This window comes from Sulfurimicrobium lacus, from assembly GCF_011764585.1.
Taxonomy (GTDB): Bacteria; Pseudomonadota; Gammaproteobacteria; order Burkholderiales; family Sulfuricellaceae; genus Sulfurimicrobium; species Sulfurimicrobium lacus.
Genome location: NZ_AP022853.1, coordinates 2,934,197 through 2,951,425 on the forward strand (window position 1 = coordinate 2,934,197; position 17,229 = coordinate 2,951,425).

Consider the following 17,229-nt stretch of genomic DNA (forward strand, 5'->3'; position numbering starts at 1 on the left):
GCACTATGTAACTGGTGCAAGCAGCCCCAGTTCACGCTCGATGGCAGCTTCGTCGAGCCGTTCGTAATCCTCCCGGTTGAACGTCACCATCCCGCCCGCCAGCTCATGCCAGGTGAAACCGCTGGTCCAGGCGGGCTGCGCGCAGGTTCCCTGCTTGCGGCGCGGAAACACGTGCAGCTTGCCGGCGGTGTACAGCAGGTTGTAGGGCGTTTCCCGTTCATGCAGGTGATGGATATACGCCCAGGCGGAACGCGCGTCGTCGAAGGCCGCGCACGCGGCCGGATAGGGCAGCGCTCCGCCGTTGTGGCGCCACTCCGGACGCATCACGGGAAAGCCCTGCGGCTTGAGGAACATCTGGAAATGCAGGTGGTTGACCGAGGCGAACGCACCCAGCGAGTTGTAGCCGAAGCCCACGCCATCCAGCGTGCGCGCCAGTTCCAGGGTCGCTTCCCAGACATAGAAGTGGTGCGCTTCGGTCAGGTACTGGGACAGGCAGCTGTCGCGCTCCGGCACCAGCAGGCCGTGAAAATCGACGAAGGGATATTTGTTGTAGTACAGGGTCGCGTGCCGGCCGCACAATTCCCCCGCCCAGAACGCCTCTTTCTGCATGAAACCCTTGTTAAAATGGAAGCCGGCCTCGTCGAAGGGCGCGTGCAGATGCTCGGGTATGCGCGTCGTGATGCGCTTGGGGCGGAAGGAGCGCAGATGGTTGAACTGCACTTCCCACGGCCCGGCCCGGCGCTGCTCGGTCAGCCGGAGATTTTCCATGCCGACCGCGTGGATCTTGAGGAACACCAGCAGGTCTTCCTCCACGGCCTGGATGTCGCGTCCTTCCTGCAGGGCGCCGACGAAATCCTCGTGCAGCCTTTGGTACTGTTCGACCAGCCGGGCGGCCATGCCTTCGTGCAGCCGGTGATCGAAAGTCGCGTTGGCGCAGACCAGGATGAAAGGCCCCAGGCCGCCTTTTTGCAGCAGTTCGGAGAGGCCGCTTTCGAACGCCTGGCAAAAGTTGGGACCGGAGGAAAACAGGGTGTCGTTCATTGTCGCGCCAGCAGGTGCTCCGCAAGCCTTGCCCAGTAGCTTGCGCCGATGGGCAGGACCTCGTCGTTGAAGTCGTAGTGCGGGTTGTGCAGCATGCAGCCGCCTTCGCCCAGCCCGTTGCCCAGCCACACGTAGCAACCGGGCTTGAGCTGCAACATGTAGGAGAAGTCTTCCGCGCCCATGGAAGGCCGCAGGTCGCCGCGCACCATCTCGTCCCCTACCAGCGCGGCAGCGACGCTGCGGCATGCTTCCGCTTCCGCAGCGGTATTGATGGTGGCCGGGTAGCCGCGCCGGTATTCCAGGTTCACCTGCACGCCGTAGCCCGTGGCGATGCCGTTGCAGATGCGCTCCATGGCGGCCTCCACCTGGTCCTGCACTTCGGGCCGGAACGCGCGCACCGTGCCGCCCAGCACGGCATGGTCGGGGATGACGTTGTAGGCATCGCCGGCATGGAAGCGGGTCACGCTCAACACCGCTGCGTCGAGCGGATCGAGGGTGCGGCTGGGGATGGTCTGCAGGGCCTGCAGCAGGGCGCTGCCGGCCACCAGCGGGTCGGCCCCCTGGTGCGGCATGGCCGCGTGCGCGCCGTGGCCCCTGACGGTGATGTCGAACTGGTCCGCCGAGGCCATCATCGGCCCGGGCATGATAGCGAACTGTCCCGCCGGCAGGCCCGGCCAGTTGTGCATGCCGAACACCGCCTGCACCGGACAAAGATCGAACAACCCCTGCTCGATCATCACCCGCGCCCCGCCCTCGCCTTCTTCGGCGGGCTGGAAGATGAACGCCACCGTGCCGTCGAAATTGCGCGTCGCCGCCAGGTATTCCGCCGCGCCCAGCAGCATGGCGGTATGCCCGTCGTGTCCGCAGGCGTGCATGCGCCCGTCAAAGCGGGAACGGTGGGGGAAAATGTTCTGTTCCATGATCGGCAAGGCGTCCATGTCGGCGCGCAAACCGATGGCCTTGTCGCTGCTGCCGGCACGCAGCACCCCGACCACCCCGGTGCCCGCCAGGCCGCGATGCACCTCGATCCCAGCGGCAGCAAGAAAATCGGCCACGATGTCGCTGGTGCGCTGCTCCTCGAAAGCGGTTTCCGGATGGGCGTGGATGTCGCGCCGCAGGGCGGCAAGACGCGGCTGGCTGGAGAGAATGGCGGGAATCATAGGCAACTAAAAATCAAGGGAGAGATAGAAAAACACGAAGCGGCCGTCCTCGATATCGACCATCAGCTTGGCACCGTGGCTCAGTCCGTAATCCACGTAGCCCGGCACCGCGCTGTCGAGATGGCATTCGCTGGCGTGTTGCGGCGACTCGAAGTCCCGGTCGCGGTCATACCAGGAAAGCAGCATGAATTCGCCCAGGCGCACCGCCGCTTCCGCATCGGCGAGACGCATGGCAGCGCGGTAATCCGCGAGGGGCGGCTGGGGTGCAAGACACGCCACCGATACGCCGGACAAGTCCGCCGCCGTGCGCAGGGCGCAACCTTGTGGCGCATCCATGCTTGCTGCCTCTCCCTAGCTGCGCGCCGGCTCGAGCACGGCGTCGAGATTGAGGTCGTCGCAATAGGCGAAGAAATTGTCGCGCAGGGTGGAAATCTGCATCTTGGCCGGCACGCCTACCGTCATGTGTACCGAGAACATCTGCGTGCCGGTGTGCGGGGCATGGTAGGTGTCGGTTTCGAGCTCTTCGATGTTGATGCCGCTGCGCGAGAAAAACTGCGCCAGGCTGTGGACGATACCGGGATGGTCTAGGGCGACGACTTCTACCTGGTACGGGATGAGCGCCTCGCCCTTCTCACGTGCCTGGGTACGTTTGTGAATTATTGTGAGCCCCAGTTCCTCGCCGGTTGCGGGAAGCTGGCTTTCGAGCTTGGACAAGGCATTCCACGGGCCGGACACCAGCATGATCAGGGCGAACTGCCCGCCCAGCACGCCCATGCGGCTCTGCTCGATGTTGCATCCGGATGAGGTGATCTGGTTGGAAAGCTGCTCCACCAGGCCGACCCTGTCCTCGCCCGAGGCGGTAATGGCCAGATATTCTTTAGTGTTTGCGTTCATCAGATGTACTCTTGATAGCGGAGGATCAGCCGTCCGCATTGATTTTGGCAGTCAGTTCCTGCAGCACCTGTACCGCCTTGTCATTGTCCACCTGGCAGGTACCGGCATTCAGGTGCCCACCGCCGCCGTATTGCAGCATCAGGTCGCCGATATTGGTTTTGGAACTGCGGTTGATGATGGACTTGCCGGTGGCGAACACGGTGTTCTGGTTCTTCAGGCCCCACAGTACGTGGATGGAAATATTGGTCTCGGGGAACAGCGCGTAGATCATGAAGCGGTTGCCCGCGTAAATGGTTTCTTCATTGCGCAGGTCCAGCACCACCAGGTTCTTGTGCACCGTGGCACAGCGCTTGATCTGGTCCTTGAACTTGTCCTCATGCTCGAAATACAAGTCCACCCGTTCCTTCACATCGGGCAAGGCCATGATCTGGTCGATAACGTGGTTCTTGCAGTAATCGATCAGGTCCATCATCAGGTTGTAGTTGGAAATGCGGAAATCGCGGAAGCGCCCCAGACCGGTACGCGCATCCATGAGGAAATTCAGCAGCACCCAGCCGGAAGGATGGAGGATTTCCTCGCGGCTGAACTGCGCCGCGTCGCCCTTGTCCACGGCCAGCATCATTTCGTCCCACGCGGCGGGGAAAACCGTCCTGCCGCCGAAGTGGTCATACACCACGCGCGCAGCCGAAGGCGCGTCGGGGTGGATGATGTGATTGGGGCGCTCGCCGGTGTTGCGCACCGTCTCGGACAAATGGTGGTCGAGCACCAGGTGCGCGCCGGCTACGTACGGCAGGTTGGTGGTGATATCGTTTGCGGTGATTTCGATCTTGCCGTCCTGCATGTCCTTGGGATGAACGAACTTGATGTCGTCGATCAGGTCCAGGTGTTTCAACAGCACTGCGCACACCAGACCATCGAAGTCGCTGCGCGTCACCAAACGGTATTTTTTTGTTTCTGCGGACATCTAGACCACCTCTCGTCAAAATTAAGGTTTACGACTCGCCGAGGGCACCAGGCGAGTTTTTATAACTATGCATCCTCCAGAAGTTTCTGGTAAATCATATTTTGCATGAGCAGGGAAACATCTGTCGGGACATCGGTGAACTGCACGCCGTAACGTAGCGTATCGGCGGCCGCACCGACTTCCGGCTCGCTGCTGACAGAACGCACGACACAGCACACCGTGATCGCCACGCTGGTGTCCGTTTCATTGAGTTTGACACGAAATACCAGGCTGAGGCCGTCGCCTTTCCCCCCGATGCTCCCATCCACCGAGAAGGAAGCGCCGGATACGCTCAGATCGGATATCCGCATCGGCCTGTTTGCCGCCAGGTCCGGATTGGTGGTGTTCGTCACCGTGCCGATGAGGTTGAATTCAGCTCGCGCCGTTTTCCTGACAGTAACGCTCTGGACCGTTTTGGGGTAAGCCAGGTGCAGGTAAGGCAGCGGGGAGTTGCACACGCGCAGAATGCTGGATGAAAACGCGTAGGCGTCCTTGCCGGAAAACGATCTCACCACCACCGGCTGCCCCTCGCGCAGGAGGATCACGCCGCCGTTGACCACCGGCGACGAAACCATGATGGTGACGCCTTTTGCATACCCCATGAGCTTCACCGGGTAACGTTCGTCCATGACCTGGATCTGAACGGCATCGCCTACCCGCGGTTTCAGCTCTTCGAAACTGTAACTCTTCGCCTCGACTGTCTCCTCCGCCTGCTTTTGTTTTGGCTCCTGAGGTGCGCCTTTGCCCCGCAACACGGAGCCCCCCCACGTGTGGCTGCGATACACCCCGTCCTTGACCAGCACCTCGAGCTGGCGCTGCGTTTCGATGACGAAACCCTCGCGCAGCAGCAACTTGTGGTTGGGCCCATAGACCGGCCACGGCAAGGGCTTGCCCACGGCGATGTCGCCAATCCTGAGCGGAACAAGGCTATCTTTCGTAGACATGGCTAAAATTTGGTACCCCGGCTTATTGAACTCCGATCCTCACACCCCCTGAGCGGGGCAGAATCATGCGGCATTTCAGCACCGATCATGAATTGGCGCAAGCATAACGCCTGTGCCCCATCCCGCAACGCTACGGCTGGTTTATAATCATCCCGGTCAAATCATCACGCACGGCAGCCATGAGCACACTCAAAATCGTCAAAACGACACCGTTCGAAGGTCAGAAGCCAGGCACATCGGGCTTGCGCAAGAAAGTAACGGAGTTCCAGAAGCCCCATTATCTGGAAAACTTCGTCCAGTCCATTTTCGACAATCTGCAAGGCCACCAGGGGGCAACTCTGGTGCTCGGCGGTGACGGCCGCTACCACAACAAGCCCGCCATCCAGACCATCCTGAAAATGGCTGCGGCCAACGGCTTCGGCCAGGTGCTGGTGGGGCGGGACGGGCTACTCTCCACCCCGGCGGTTTCGGCGGTGATCCGCAAAAACAAGGCATTCGGCGGCATCATCCTGTCGGCCAGCCACAATCCTGCCGGCCCGGACGGCGATTTCGGCATCAAGTACAACGCCGGCAACGGCGGACCGGCGGCGGAAAAGATCACCGACGCGATCTACGCCAGCAGCCGCACCATCAGCGAATACCGCATCGAGGATTTGCCCGATATCGACTTGAGTCTGCTGGGTGAAAATCAGCTGGGCGCCATGAAAGTCAAAGTCATCGACCCGGTGAGCGACTACGCCGACCTGATGGAGCACCTGTTCGACTTCAGCCGCATACGCGCCCTGTTCGATTCCGGACTTTTCTCCATGCGCTTCGACGCCATGAGCGCCATCACCGGCCCCTATGCCAGGGAAATCCTCGAACGCCGCCTCGGCGCGCCGAGCGGCACGGTGATGCGCGGCGAACCGCTGGAAGATTTCGGCGGCGGCCACCCCGATCCCAACCTGGTCTACGCGCACGACCTGGTCGAAATCATGAACAGCGCCAGCGGCCCCGATTTCGGCGCGGCCTCGGACGGCGACGGGGACCGCAACATGATTCTCGGGCGCAAGTTTTTCGTCACCCCCAGCGACAGCCTGGCCATTCTCGCGGCCAACGCGATGCTGGTGCCGGGTTACCGCATGGGCCTTTCGGGCGTCGCGCGTTCCATGCCGACCAGCGCCGCCGTCGACAAGGTGGCCGAGCGCATGGGTATCGAGTGCTACGAAACCCCGACCGGCTGGAAATTTTTCGGCAACCTGCTGGATGCCCGCAAAATTACCTTATGCGGCGAAGAAAGTTTCGGCACCGGTTCCGACCACGTGCGCGAAAAGGACGGCCTGTGGGCCGTGCTGTTCTGGCTCAACCTGCTGGCGGTGAAGCAGCAGTCGGTGGCACAGATCGTACGCGAACACTGGGCGAAATTCGGCCGCAACTACTATTCGCGCCACGACTATGAAGAAGTGGACGCCAAGGCGGCGGAAGGCCTGATGCAGCACCTGCGCGACAGCTTCGGCACACTGCAGGGCAAACGATTCGGCGCGCTGCAGGTAAAGCAGTGCGACGACTTCAGCTACACCGACCCGGTGGACGGCAGCGTGACCACCGGCCAGGGCGTGCGCATCCTGTTCGACAACGGCACGCGCATCGTCTTCCGCCTCTCCGGCACCGGCACCGTCGGCGCGACCCTGCGCGTGTACCTGGAAACCTACCAGCCGGACCCGTCGAAACACGACATGGACACCCAGCAGGCCCTGGCGCAGCTCATCCAGCTGGCCGAGGAAGTGGGCCAGATTCGCGCGCGAACCGGGCGCGAACAGCCGACCGTGATTACTTGATAGCTATCAGCTAATCAGCCATCAGCCATCAGCCATCAGCTGGCTGCTGACGGCTGATGGCTGAAAACCCCCAGCGGTGCAAACCCAGCCCGAGCAGGATCAGCGCCGTGCCGGCCCAGACCTGGGGCAGCACGACCTCGTTGTTCAGGCCATGACCCAGTAGCAGCGCCATCACCGGGGTGATGAGCGTGATCAGCGCTACGTGCCCCGCCTCCATGTGCTTGATCATGTAGAAATACAGCATGAAGCCCAGCACCGAACCGAACACCCCGAGGTACACCGTGGCGATCAGCGCGCGCTGCGGCAGCGCCGCTGGGAAGCTTCCATCCGCCCACCACCAGGCGATGAAGAACAGCGGCAAGCCCACCGCCAGCGTGCCCAGCGTCATCGCCAGCGGGTGGCTGTCGTCCCCGATGCGCTTGATCCATACCAGCCCGAGCGACTGCGTCGCCACCGCCGCCACCAGCGCGAGGATGCCTGCCAGCGCGCCCGGCCCCAGCGCCAGGCCGCCCCGGAACACCAACCCCAGCCCGGCCAGGCCGAGCACCATGCCGAGTATCTTGTTGACGCTCAGCGCTTCCTCTTCCAGCCACAACACCGCTCCTAGGCTGGTGATCAGCGGCGACAAGCCGAACAGCACCGATATCAGGCCGGAAGAGACGTATTGCGCCGACCAGTAGGTGAGCGACATGGCGCCGAACAGGCTCAGCCCGCTGGCCAGATAGGCCAGCCGCGCCTTGCGGTGCAGCGGGACGCGGATGCGCAGGGCTGCCAGCAGGACCACGCACAGCAGCGTGCCGATCGCCATGCGCGAAAACACCGCGAAGCTGAACCCCACCCCCAGCGCGCTCCACTTGATGGCGAGCGGCGTGGTTGACCAGATCAGGATGACCGAAACGAACGCGAGCGGCAGCGACATATCAAATGCTCCAACGGAAACGAACGACAAAAAACAAAAAGGCCACGGAGATTGTCCGTGGCCTTTGGGAAAACTGCTGAAACTAAATCTGTTTAACGCTGGCTCTCCCGGCCACGGCACGCCATAGCCCACGCCTTGCGCAGGCAGGCGACTGGGCGGACGCGGAAGAGATGGATGAGGGGCAGCGAATTCATGACCCGATTATCGCGGGACGAGCGGAGAAGTGTCAACCCCGAAAATGACAAAACCATGTTCCGGCCTATTTCATCAGGTCCACAGCAATACCTTTTGCGCGCATGGCGTCGCCGCGCGCCTCGACGAAGCGCTGGAACTCCGGGTATTGCCGGTAGGCGGCGCTGGCCACGTAGTCCAGCGCCGACTGCACGTGGAAAGCCTTGAGATAGGCCTCGGCGCGGAACAGCTCGCGGCCCTCGCCATCGAAGAAAATCATCGTGGGCGCGTAATTCACCTTCAGCGCTCTGGCCCAGTCCCGCGCGGTGCTTGCCTTGCCGTCCGGCGTGACCAGTTCGGTCGCGGCCCACTGGTCGAATTGCGCGATATTGAACTTGTCCAGCAGGGCGACGCTTTCCTGGCGCTTGAAGATATCGAGGTGCAGTTCGTCGCAGGGCAGGCACTGCTTCTGCTCGAACAACACCAGCAGCGGCTTGCCGGCCTGCTTCGCCGCCCGGTCGAGGCGGTAAGGCGGCGCGAGGTAGCGCGCGTCGCCATGCAGTTTCCCCTGTGCCGCGGCCGGCGCCACTTGAGCAAGGTATTCCTTGAACGAAAGTTCGTGCTCCTTGCGCAGCCCGACGTAGTCCAGCGCCGCGTCGAACTGGTGCGGTGCGTAATAACCGTTGATGCGCAATGCCTGGCCACCCTTTTCGTCGAGCGCGACCAGGGTCGGCGTGAACATGACCTTCATCTGTTTGGCAAAGTCCTTTTCCGTTGTCGCCGCGCCGTTCAGGTCGGTCACCTCGCGGTCGCCCCACATGTTGATGGCGATCACGTCGAAATATTTGCGGGTCTTGTCGGCGATGGTCCGCTGGCCGAGGTTGTCCTGCAGCAGTTTCTTGCAGTAGGGGCAGCCGTCCTGGTAGAAGTACAGCAGCACGCGCTTGCCGTGCTTCGCCGCCTCGGCCACGTCCTCGCGCAGGTCGAGAAAGGAATTCTTGAACCAGGCCGGCTGCTCCTCGTAGCCCGGATGGACCAGGCCCGGCGCGAGAGGCGCTTCGCTGGCGGCATGGGCAAATGGGACCAGGCCGAGGAGGACGGCGGCGAGCAGCAGGGATTTGCGTAATGTGGTCAACATGATCGTCTCCATTTCTTTCCGGAAAAACACGAAAAAATTCTTGCAGCCGCAATCAGGCCAGGAACACCAGCGCCACGAATGTCATGAACAGGGCGAAATGCACCATGCCCTCGAGCACGTTGGTCTGGCCGTCGTGCAGGTTGATCAGGGCGGTCAGCAGGGTCAGAACCGTCATCGCCGTCTGGAGCGGCGTCAGCGCCATCTCGATGCGCTGGCCGGTGAGCAGCGCGACGCCCTCGATGACCGGGATGGTGAGCAGCACCGTGGCCAGCGAGGCCCCCAGGGCGATGTTGATGACGGTCTGCATGCGGTCCGCCAGCGCCGCCCGCAGCGCGGTGAGTATCTCCGGGCTGGCCGAAACCACCGCCACCATTACCGCGGGAATGGCCAGCGGCAGGTTGCTGCCGCGCATCCCGGCCTCGAGGAACGCGGCCAGGAACTCGGCCAATATGCCGATCATGACGACGCTGAAAACCAGCGCCACGACGTGGTACAGGGTGGAGCGCCCGCCGTGTTCCTCGTCCGCCTCCTCGTCTTCGTAGCGATATTCGAAGAAGCCCCGGTGCTCGACCGTCTGGATGCGCAGGAACGCGGCGTAGAGTATGAAAACGATCAGCACGGTGAACACCGAATACGCTTTCCACGACTGGGCCGGGATGAATTCCGGCACGAACATGGCGATGCCGATCGCCACGAACAGCATGGCGATATAGGCGTTGGAGCTGTCCAGGTTGTATTTCTGCTCGCCGTGGCGGATGCCGCCGATCAGCGCCGCCAGGCCGAGTATGCCGTTGATGTCGATCATCACCGCCGCATACACGGTATCGCGCGCCAGCGTGGGCGCATCCGAATTCATCATGATGATGACCAGCATGAGCACTTCCACCACCACCGCCGAGAACGTCAGGATCATGGTGCCGTAAGGCTCGCCGAGCCGGTGGGCGAGCACTTCGGCGTGCGCCGCCACGCGCATCGATGTCGCCACGATGACCGCGAACAACACCGCGAACGCCAGCCAGGATGCCCCCTGCCCGGCGTGGAGCACGGCGTGCTCGATGAAGTAAAAGAGCGCAGCCAGCAAAACTGCGAGCAGCAAGGTTTTTTCTTTGGCGATCATGTTCTATTCCGCTTAGTGGATGACGCTATTTTCCGATATCCAGGAACGGCTTGATGGAAAAATAAACGATAACAAAGATCACCGCCAGATAGCCAAAAAACCGCAAGGGATTTTCCCGGATCACGTCGATGATGGTCCGGTTGCGGCCCTCTTTTTGCTGCTGCGCGTATTCCGCCCTCACCCTGAGAACACGCTCGCGCTGGTACTCGGCGATAAGCGCCCGCGCTTGCGCGAACTGGCTTTCGTCGTCGAGCCAGATCGCCGGCGCCGAGATGCCCCAGTTTCCCGCCGGGGTTTCGTAAAAATCGATTCCGCCGGCTGCCAACAAGGCACGCACGTCTTCAGCCTCGTCATCGGGCACACCGTTCAGGGGAAATAATTTAGCCGACATTGGGGTGGATAGCTCCATTCGAGATTGCAGCTATTATATTGCCTGTCATGCTGCACACCGAGCCTTTACAAGGCTGATCATCCATGCGACTCTTTGACGCAATACGACAAGCGCGTAGGAAAGGGAGCGATTATCATGTCATTTATCAACTGGTCGGATATCTACAGTGTTGGCGACCCGACCCTGGACGGCCATCATCAAAAGCTCTTCGACATCGTCAATCAATTACACGACGAACTGCTCGGTCACCATCGCGAAGAAGCTGTCGCCAACACCATCAAGGCGCTGCTCGACTACTCTCACTACCACTTCGCTGAAGAGGAGCGGGTCATGAAAGCCGTCGGCTTTCCCGAATATGAAGGGCACAAGGCCGTTCACGAGATGATCATCCGCAAACTGCAGGATTACGAGCACAACAAGGCCGCGGGTGACAGGGAATCGACAGGGGAACTTTATACGTTTCTGCTCAGCGACTGGTTGTGGAAACATATTCTCGAGATGGACAAGAAAATGGCCCCCTACATCCTCGGTCACTCACACAAGCCAGGGAATTAGGGCTTTTCCGCTGGTCCAAGCACACTGATCTGCACGTCGCCCAGCGTGACTACCTGACCTGCACGAATCTTGCAGGTCTTGCGCAACTCCAGCTTGCCGTCCACCGACACTTCACCGCTAGCCACCAGCGTTTTCCCCATGCCTCCGCTATCGCAGGCGCCGGTCAATTTAAGCAGATTGTCCAGTTCGACAAACTCGCGGGTCAGGATAAATTCAATTTGTTGCATGTATGCCTTTTGAGTCATTAATTTTCAGGGTGCACCAGCGCGCATCTTATCATTCCCGGGGCAACCGATAGCCCCAGGCGCGCCCTCATCTCTCCTTCCGTTAAGGAACCGCATCCCATAGAATGCAAACCTCACCATGAACGCAAGGTTTTCCAATGAACGAATTCAAGCATGGCACACGTTTCTGGATCGGCAACGTCACGCTGGCACTGGCCCTCATTTCCCTGTTCTACATGGGCCCCTTGTCGGAACGCCTCGGCATATGGGCCATGGTCCTGTGGATGATGCTCGCCGCGGTGGGGATGTATTTCCTGATGACGGACAAGAGCGGGGAGCCGGGGCAGCCTGATTGACAAACCGCCTGTCGCGGAAACCGGCGGCACCAGCGGCCGCCCACAGCCCTTCTATTCTTTCAGGTAGGCCAGCAGGTCCATGTAATCCTTCTGGCTGCCGGCCACGAAACTGCTGACACCCATTCCCTTGAGAATTTTCTCGCCCTCCGGCGTATCGTTAAGCTTGAGCAGTGCCTCGCGCACTTTGGACACCGTATCGGGGCTGAGCCTGGGTGAGGCGATGACGCTCCAGTAAGGCAGCGGCTTGCTCTTCCACAAGACGCGATGGCCCTTTCCTTCCCATTCCCTGGCAACCTTGGAATACGAAATCACCACGCCCACGTCCACCAGTTTCTGCTCCACCGAATACCCCACCGCCTCCTGGGTGCGGAAGAAGCGAATATTCTGTGTCTCCGGCTTGATTCCCGCTTCCTTGAGCATGGCCAAGGCTATATGGGTTGGATAGGCGTCCTCGTCCGGCATGGCAATGGATTTGCCGGCGAGGTCGGCGGGCCCCTTGAAGGCAGAGTCCTTGTTGACGATGAACGAGCTGATCGCTTCGCCCTTGGCGGCCGCCACCAGCACGTACTTCTGGTCCCGCATGGCCGCAGCGGAAATGTGCGACGGGCGCACCATCAGGAGGTCGAAATGGCCGGAATGCAGGTTCGTTTTGAGGCTTCTCAGGTCCTGGGCCGATTCCAGCTTGACCGGTTTTTTTACCACACCGCTGACATAGTCGGCGAGGGATCGATACTTACCCTGACGTTGCAGGAAATCCGCACTGCCCGAACTGCCTTCGTTCACCCCAAACAGCAGGCTGCCTTCGCTTGCCACCGCTCCATGAGCGGAAAAAAACAGCAGGGACACCAGTAACCAGCGCAACATCGCATCTCCTCGAATAAGCCATTGTAATAACGCGCTCCCGCCTTCACGCGGCGGGCGCCAGATATTACATGATGACGGGATGCTGCGCCAAGCAAACGAAAAAGGCGCAGTCTGCTGCGCCTTTCCCCTACCCGCTACAACATTCTCCCAACCCCTGGTTCTTCAGCCTCGCCACTGCCTCCGCCGGCGAAACGCCCAGGCTGAAACATTCCTCGATCAACTCATGGGGCGGTCCTTCACCCAGCATGCCGATGTTGAAAATATGTCGATACCAATGATCGAATATTTTTCCCCACTGCTCACGAGACATTGATTCAAGGCTCATCTCAACTCCCTTTACTGGTTGGAAAATACGTTGCAGAAAAATCCGAAGTCAATCCCAGGACAGGGCGCCGCCGGTCTGGTACTCGGTGACGCGAGTCTCGAAGAAGTTCTTCTCCTTCTTCAGATCGATCATCTCGCTCATCCACGGGAACGGGTTGGTCGAATTCGGGTACAACTCGTCGAGGCCGATCTGCTGGCAGCGGCGGTTGGCGATGAAGCGCAGGTATTCCTTGAACTGCGCGGCATTCAGGCCCAGCACGCCGCGCGGCATGGTGTCCTCGGCGTAGCGGTATTCCAGCTCCACGCCCTTCTTGATCAGCCCGCTGATTTCCTCTCGGAAAGCTGCGGTCCACAGGCCGGGATTTTCCATCTTGATGGTGTTGATCAGGTCGACGCCGAAGTTGAGGTGCATGGATTCGTCGCGCAGGATGTACTGGTACTGCTCGGCAGCGCCGGTCATCTTGTTCTGGCGGCCGAGGGCGAGGATCTGCACGAAGCCGACGTAGAAGAAAATCCCTTCCATGATGCAGGCGAACACGATCAGCGAGCGCAGCAGCTTCTGGTCGTTTTCCGGCGTGCCGGTCCTGAATTCCGGGTTGGTCAGGGTGTCGATGAAGGGGATGAGGAACTCGTCCTTGTCGCGGATGGACGGGATCTCGTGGTACATGTTGAACACTTCGCCCTCGTCCAGCCCCAGGCTTTCCACGATGTACTGGTAGGCGTGGGTGTGGATGGCTTCCTCGAAGGCCTGGCGCAGCAGGTACTGGCGGCATTCCGGCGCGGTGATGTGGCGGTAGGTGCCGAGCACAATGTTGTTGGCCGCCAGCGAATCTGCGGTGGTGAAGAAACCCAGGTTGCGCATGACGATGCGGCGCTCGTCCTCGGTCAGACCGTTGGGGTCCTTCCAGGTGGCGATGTCGCGGCTCATGTTCACTTCCTGCGGCATCCAGTGGTTGGCGCAGCCGGCGAGGTACTTTTCCCACGCCCACTTGTACTTGAACGGCACCAGCTGGTTGACGTCGACGGTGCCGTTGATCACGCGCTTGTCCTCGGCGCGCACGCGGCGCGTATCGTGGATGCCGGTCAGCGCCGAGGAATGAATCGGCTCCTGATTCACCGCTTGTGCCGGCGCCATGGCATCGAAACCGCCCAGCGGAGGCTGGGACATGGCCGGGGTCAGGTCATCTTCAAAATTCAGCATTATTTATTCTCCACGTCCGACTGTTGCTACTGGCAAGCTTCGCATTCTTCAAAACCTTCATCGCCCGGGCGCAGCGTGCACGCCTTGCCGACGACTTCCGGTTCCGGCAGGTTCATCGCGCCCGCTGCGCCGCCCAGGCCGCCGCTGACCGGCACGGCATTAAGCTCGCCGCCCTTGCCGGTGGATTTCTCCGCGCTGGTGGCACCCAGCGTGCGCAGGTAATAGGTGGTCTTGAGGCCGCGCAGCCAGGCCAGCTTGTAGGTCTCATCCAGCTTCTTGCCGGAGGCGCCAGCCATGTAGATGTTGAGGCTCTGCGCCTGGTCGATCCACTTCTGGCGCCGCGAGGCTGCTTCCACCAGCCACTTCGGCTCCACTTCGAAGGCGGTGGCGTAGAGCTGGCGCAGTTCTGCCGGCACCCGGTCAATCTTGGACAGCGAACCGTCGAAATATTTCAGGTCGCCGATCATCACTTCGTCCCACATGCCCAGCTGCTTGAGGTCGCGCACCAGGTACTGGTTGGCCACGGTGAACTCGCCCGACAGGTTGGATTTGACGTAAATGTTTTGGTAGGTCGGCTCGATCGAGGCCGACACGCCGACGATGTTGGCGATGGTGGCCGTCGGCGCGATCGCCAGGCAGTTGGAGTTGCGCATGCCGTATTGGCGGATGCGGGCGCGCAGCGCGTCCCAGTCCATGCTCGTGGACTCGTCCACTTCCAGATAGCCGCCCCGCTGCTCCGCCAGCAGCTTGTTGCTGTCGTGCGGCAGGATGCCCTTGTCCCACAGGCTGCCGGTGAAGCTGCTGTAGCGACCGCGTTCCTGCGCCAGCTCGCTGGATGCCCAGTAGGCGTAATAGGCCACGGCTTCCATGGAGCGGTCGGCGAACTCCACCGCGCTCTCGGAGCTGTAAGGAATGCGCAGGTTCAGCAGGCAATCCTGGAAGCCCATGATGCCCATGCCGACAGGACGGTGCTTGAGATTGGAGTTGCGCGCCTTGCCCACGGCGTAGAAATTGACGTCCACCACGTTGTCCAGCATGCGCATGGCGGTAGCGATGGTGCGCTTGAGCTTGTCGTGATCCAGTTGGCCATCCTTGAGATGGTTAACCAGGTTCACCGAACCCAGGTTGCACACCGCGATTTCGTGCTCGTTGGTGTTGAGGGTAATCTCGGTGCACAGGTTGGAACTGTGCACCACGCCCACGTGCTGCTGCGGGCTGCGCACGTTGCACGGGTCCTTGAAGGTGATCCAGGGATGGCCGGTTTCGAACAGCATGGACAGCATCTTGCGCCACAACTGCTGCGCCGGGATTTTCCTGAACAGCTTGAGTTCGCCGCGCGCCGCCTTGTCTTCGTAAGCGATATAGGCGGCCTCGAAATCCTTGCCGAAACGATCGTGCAGGTCGGGCACGTCGTTGGGGGAGAACAGGGTCCATTCCTGGTTTTCCATCACGCGCTTCATGAACAGGTCGGGAATCCAGTTGGAGGTGTTCATGTCGTGGGTACGGCGGCGGTCGTCACCGGTGTTCTTGCGCAGATCGAGGAATTCTTCCATGTCGAGGTGCCAGGTTTCCAGGTAGGCGCACACCGCGCCCTTGCGCTTGCCGCCCTGGTTCACCGCCACGGCGGTGTCGTTGACCACCTTGAGGAAGGGGATCACGCCCTGCGACTTGCCGTTGGTGCCCTTGATGCGGGCGCCGAGGGCGCGCACGTTGGTCCAGTCGTTGCCCAGGCCGCCGGCGAACTTCTGCAGCATGGCGTTTTCCTTGATGGCCTGGTAGATGCCGTCGAGGTCGTCGGACACGGTGGTCAGGTAGCACGAGGAAAGCTGGCTGTGGCGCGTGCCGGCGTTGAACAGGGTGGGCGTCGAGCTCATGAAGTCGAAGCTGGAGAGCACGTTGTAGAACTCGATGGCGCGCGCTTCGCGGTCGATCTCGTTGAGGGCCAGGCCCATCGCCACGCGCATGAAGAAGGCTTGCGGCAGCTCGATGCGACGTTCTTCGATGTGCAGGAAATAGCGGTCGTACAGGGTCTGCAGGCCGAGGTAGCCGAACTGGTTGTCGCGCTCCACCTTGAGCGCCGCGCCCAGGCGGGCAAGGTCGAACTGTTGCAGCTTCTCGTCCAACAGCTCGGCGTCTATGCCTTTCTTGATGAATTCCGGGAAATACTCGGCATAGCGCGTGGCCATGTCGCTCTGCGGCACTTCCTCGCCCAGCACTTCGTGGCGGATGGTGTTGAGCAGCAGGCGCGCGGTGACAAAGGAGTAAGCCGGGTCGTTTTCGATCAGGGAACGGGCGGAGAGAATCACCGACTTGCGCACTTCGTCCATCGACACGCCGTCGTACAGGTCGCGCAAGGTCGGCTCGATGATGGCCTTGGCGTTCACCTGCTCGCCCAGACCGGTGCAGGCAGCATCCACCAGGGAAGCCAATTTCGCCGTATCCAGCGGGACGCGAACGCCGTTTTCAATGGCATGCAAGGCATGCTCGGCAGCAGCCGGCGCCATGGCCTTCGCCTGGGCACGCTCCTGCGAGCGCTTTTCGCGGTACAGCACGTAGGAACGCGCCACGTCATGCTCGCCGGAACGCATCAGGGACAGTTCGACCTGGTCCTGGATATCCTCGATATGGAACGTGCCGCCGTGAGGCTGGCGGCGCATCAGGGCGTTGACCACGGCCTGGGTCAGCATGTCCACCTGCTCGCGAATCCGCGCCGAAGCCGCAGCCTGCCCGCCGTTGACGGCGATGAAGGCCTTGGTCATGGCGATGGCGATTTTTGCCGGTTCGAAGGGAACCACGCTGCCATTGCGACGGATTATTTTGTAATCGGCATATGAAACGCCCGTGGCGGACGCGGGAGTTTGGGCGCCGAAATTCGAAGCCGGTAAGGAAGAGCTAGAAACGTTCTCAGTAGCCAGTTGCATATAGTTGAATCCCCCTTGTTTTTTGTCGCTTGGCGAACAGATTATCAGACTCTTATCCACAACATATCCAACGATGTATCCACAACATATTGTGATCGGCCGTGCATGATTCCACTAATTCTAGTTATTGGGCTGGCAAATTGCAACCTAATTTAACTTTCATTCGTCATCGCCAGATCCGCCTATTAC

18 protein-coding genes are annotated in these 17,229 nt (G+C 60.9%); 3 read left to right on the forward strand and 15 right to left on the reverse strand.

The window, feature by feature from the left end; translation table 11 throughout:
- Positions 1–3: 3 nt before the first annotated feature.
- The 6 genes from SKTS_RS14210 to SKTS_RS14235 all read right to left on the reverse strand — a co-directional run bounded on the left by SKTS_RS14210 (position 4) and on the right by SKTS_RS14235 (position 5,042).
- Positions 4–1,041, reverse strand: coding sequence for a GDP-D-glucose phosphorylase 1 family protein (locus SKTS_RS14210; RefSeq protein WP_173066346.1), 1,038 nt, complete (start codon positions 1,039–1,041; stop codon positions 4–6).
- Entirely contained in the window at positions 1,038–2,201 is a 1,164-nt protein-coding gene (locus SKTS_RS14215) for a M20 aminoacylase family protein (protein ID WP_173069291.1), read from the reverse strand. The genes SKTS_RS14210 and SKTS_RS14215 overlap by 4 nt, the downstream gene beginning before the upstream one ends.
- 6 nt (positions 2,202–2,207) lie before the next feature.
- Positions 2,208–2,537, reverse strand: a complete 330-nt coding sequence (locus SKTS_RS14220) for an AF1514 family protein (RefSeq protein WP_173066349.1) — start codon at positions 2,535–2,537, stop codon at positions 2,208–2,210.
- Between the two features lie 15 nt (positions 2,538–2,552).
- Positions 2,553–3,095 (reverse strand): glycine cleavage system transcriptional repressor, encoded by a 543-nt coding sequence (locus SKTS_RS14225; protein WP_173066353.1) that lies wholly within the window; start codon positions 3,093–3,095, stop codon positions 2,553–2,555.
- 25 nt (positions 3,096–3,120) lie between these two features.
- The gene (locus SKTS_RS14230) at positions 3,121–4,059 is read right to left on the reverse strand and encodes an exopolyphosphatase (RefSeq protein ID WP_173066356.1); all 939 of its coding nucleotides are present in this window, start codon (positions 4,057–4,059) and stop codon (positions 3,121–3,123) included.
- Between the two features lie 65 nt (positions 4,060–4,124).
- Positions 4,125–5,042, reverse strand: a complete 918-nt coding sequence (locus SKTS_RS14235) for a flagellar brake protein (protein WP_173066359.1) — start codon at positions 5,040–5,042, stop codon at positions 4,125–4,127.
- Positions 5,043–5,221: 179 nt separating this feature from the next.
- On the opposite strand from SKTS_RS14235, the gene SKTS_RS14240 reads away from it, so the two are divergent.
- On the forward strand, positions 5,222–6,859 hold the full coding sequence (locus tag SKTS_RS14240; protein WP_173066362.1) for an alpha-D-glucose phosphate-specific phosphoglucomutase: 1,638 nt from the start codon (positions 5,222–5,224) through the stop codon (positions 6,857–6,859).
- 28 nt (positions 6,860–6,887) lie between these two features.
- Here SKTS_RS14240 and SKTS_RS14245 read toward each other — a convergent pair whose 3' ends face one another.
- The 4 genes from SKTS_RS14245 to SKTS_RS14260 form a co-directional block, all read right to left on the reverse strand.
- The gene (locus SKTS_RS14245) at positions 6,888–7,778 is read right to left on the reverse strand and encodes a DMT family transporter (protein ID WP_173066365.1); all 891 of its coding nucleotides are present in this window, start codon (positions 7,776–7,778) and stop codon (positions 6,888–6,890) included.
- Between the two features lie 259 nt (positions 7,779–8,037).
- Positions 8,038–9,087, reverse strand: coding sequence for a thioredoxin family protein (locus tag SKTS_RS14250; protein WP_173066369.1), 1,050 nt, complete (start codon positions 9,085–9,087; stop codon positions 8,038–8,040).
- A 52-nt stretch (positions 9,088–9,139) separates the two neighbouring features.
- Complete coding sequence (locus SKTS_RS14255) at positions 9,140–10,204, reverse strand: calcium:cation antiporter (RefSeq protein WP_173066372.1); 1,065 nt, start codon at positions 10,202–10,204, stop codon at positions 9,140–9,142.
- A 25-nt stretch (positions 10,205–10,229) separates the two neighbouring features.
- Positions 10,230–10,595 carry a DUF6164 family protein gene (locus SKTS_RS14260; RefSeq protein ID WP_173066375.1) on the reverse strand — a complete coding sequence of 122 codons (366 nt, stop codon included), beginning with the start codon at positions 10,593–10,595 and terminating at the stop codon, positions 10,230–10,232.
- 135 nt (positions 10,596–10,730) lie between these two features.
- Between SKTS_RS14260 and SKTS_RS14265 the strand changes: the two genes are divergently transcribed.
- Positions 10,731–11,150 (forward strand): bacteriohemerythrin, encoded by a 420-nt coding sequence (locus tag SKTS_RS14265; protein ID WP_173066378.1) that lies wholly within the window; start codon positions 10,731–10,733, stop codon positions 11,148–11,150.
- On the opposite strand, the gene SKTS_RS14270 is transcribed toward SKTS_RS14265, so the two are convergent.
- Positions 11,147–11,377 (reverse strand): RNA-binding S4 domain-containing protein, encoded by a 231-nt coding sequence (locus SKTS_RS14270; protein ID WP_173066381.1) that lies wholly within the window; start codon positions 11,375–11,377, stop codon positions 11,147–11,149. The genes SKTS_RS14265 and SKTS_RS14270 overlap by 4 nt on opposite strands.
- A gap of 155 nt (positions 11,378–11,532) precedes the next feature.
- On the opposite strand from SKTS_RS14270, the gene SKTS_RS14275 reads away from it, so the two are divergent.
- Complete coding sequence (locus SKTS_RS14275) at positions 11,533–11,730, forward strand: hypothetical protein (RefSeq protein WP_173066384.1); 198 nt, start codon at positions 11,533–11,535, stop codon at positions 11,728–11,730.
- Between the two features lie 51 nt (positions 11,731–11,781).
- Here SKTS_RS14275 and SKTS_RS14280 read toward each other — a convergent pair whose 3' ends face one another.
- The 4 genes from SKTS_RS14280 to SKTS_RS14295 form a co-directional block, all read right to left on the reverse strand.
- Positions 11,782–12,594, reverse strand: a complete 813-nt coding sequence (locus SKTS_RS14280; protein ID WP_173066387.1) for a phosphate/phosphite/phosphonate ABC transporter substrate-binding protein — start codon at positions 12,592–12,594, stop codon at positions 11,782–11,784.
- Positions 12,595–12,721: 127 nt separating this feature from the next.
- Positions 12,722–12,919, reverse strand: a complete 198-nt coding sequence (locus SKTS_RS14285) for a hypothetical protein (protein WP_173066390.1) — start codon at positions 12,917–12,919, stop codon at positions 12,722–12,724.
- Between the two features lie 48 nt (positions 12,920–12,967).
- The gene (locus tag SKTS_RS14290) at positions 12,968–14,119 is read right to left on the reverse strand and encodes a ribonucleotide-diphosphate reductase subunit beta (RefSeq protein WP_173066392.1); all 1,152 of its coding nucleotides are present in this window, start codon (positions 14,117–14,119) and stop codon (positions 12,968–12,970) included.
- Positions 14,120–14,145: 26 nt separating this feature from the next.
- Positions 14,146–17,040 (reverse strand): ribonucleoside-diphosphate reductase subunit alpha, encoded by a 2,895-nt coding sequence (locus tag SKTS_RS14295; protein WP_173066395.1) that lies wholly within the window; start codon positions 17,038–17,040, stop codon positions 14,146–14,148.
- Positions 17,041–17,229 lie beyond the last annotated feature (189 nt).

What these genes read in the sequence shown, in the direction of transcription:
- SKTS_RS14210 (WP_173066346.1), bottom strand. Translation starts at nt 1,041, where the DNA reads ATGAACGACACCCTGTTTTCCTCCGGTCCCAACTTTTGCCAGGCGTTC.
- SKTS_RS14215 (WP_173069291.1), bottom strand. Translation starts at nt 2,201, where the DNA reads ATGATTCCCGCCATTCTCTCCAGCCAGCCGCGTCTTGCCGCCCTGCGG.
- SKTS_RS14220 (WP_173066349.1), bottom strand. Translation starts at nt 2,537, where the DNA reads ATGGATGCGCCACAAGGTTGCGCCCTGCGCACGGCGGCGGACTTGTCC.
- SKTS_RS14225 (WP_173066353.1), bottom strand. Translation starts at nt 3,095, where the DNA reads ATGAACGCAAACACTAAAGAATATCTGGCCATTACCGCCTCGGGCGAG.
- SKTS_RS14230 (WP_173066356.1), bottom strand. Translation starts at nt 4,059, where the DNA reads ATGTCCGCAGAAACAAAAAAATACCGTTTGGTGACGCGCAGCGACTTC.
- SKTS_RS14235 (WP_173066359.1), bottom strand. Translation starts at nt 5,042, where the DNA reads ATGTCTACGAAAGATAGCCTTGTTCCGCTCAGGATTGGCGACATCGCC.
- SKTS_RS14240 (WP_173066362.1), top strand. Translation starts at nt 5,222, where the DNA reads ATGAGCACACTCAAAATCGTCAAAACGACACCGTTCGAAGGTCAGAAG.
- SKTS_RS14245 (WP_173066365.1), bottom strand. Translation starts at nt 7,778, where the DNA reads ATGTCGCTGCCGCTCGCGTTCGTTTCGGTCATCCTGATCTGGTCAACC.
- SKTS_RS14250 (WP_173066369.1), bottom strand. Translation starts at nt 9,087, where the DNA reads ATGTTGACCACATTACGCAAATCCCTGCTGCTCGCCGCCGTCCTCCTC.
- SKTS_RS14255 (WP_173066372.1), bottom strand. Translation starts at nt 10,204, where the DNA reads ATGATCGCCAAAGAAAAAACCTTGCTGCTCGCAGTTTTGCTGGCTGCG.
- SKTS_RS14260 (WP_173066375.1), bottom strand. Translation starts at nt 10,595, where the DNA reads ATGTCGGCTAAATTATTTCCCCTGAACGGTGTGCCCGATGACGAGGCT.
- SKTS_RS14265 (WP_173066378.1), top strand. Translation starts at nt 10,731, where the DNA reads ATGTCATTTATCAACTGGTCGGATATCTACAGTGTTGGCGACCCGACC.
- SKTS_RS14270 (WP_173066381.1), bottom strand. Translation starts at nt 11,377, where the DNA reads ATGCAACAAATTGAATTTATCCTGACCCGCGAGTTTGTCGAACTGGAC.
- SKTS_RS14275 (WP_173066384.1), top strand. Translation starts at nt 11,533, where the DNA reads ATGAACGAATTCAAGCATGGCACACGTTTCTGGATCGGCAACGTCACG.
- SKTS_RS14280 (WP_173066387.1), bottom strand. Translation starts at nt 12,594, where the DNA reads ATGTTGCGCTGGTTACTGGTGTCCCTGCTGTTTTTTTCCGCTCATGGA.
- SKTS_RS14285 (WP_173066390.1), bottom strand. Translation starts at nt 12,919, where the DNA reads ATGAGCCTTGAATCAATGTCTCGTGAGCAGTGGGGAAAAATATTCGAT.
- SKTS_RS14290 (WP_173066392.1), bottom strand. Translation starts at nt 14,119, where the DNA reads ATGCTGAATTTTGAAGATGACCTGACCCCGGCCATGTCCCAGCCTCCG.
- SKTS_RS14295 (WP_173066395.1), bottom strand. Translation starts at nt 17,040, where the DNA reads ATGCAACTGGCTACTGAGAACGTTTCTAGCTCTTCCTTACCGGCTTCG.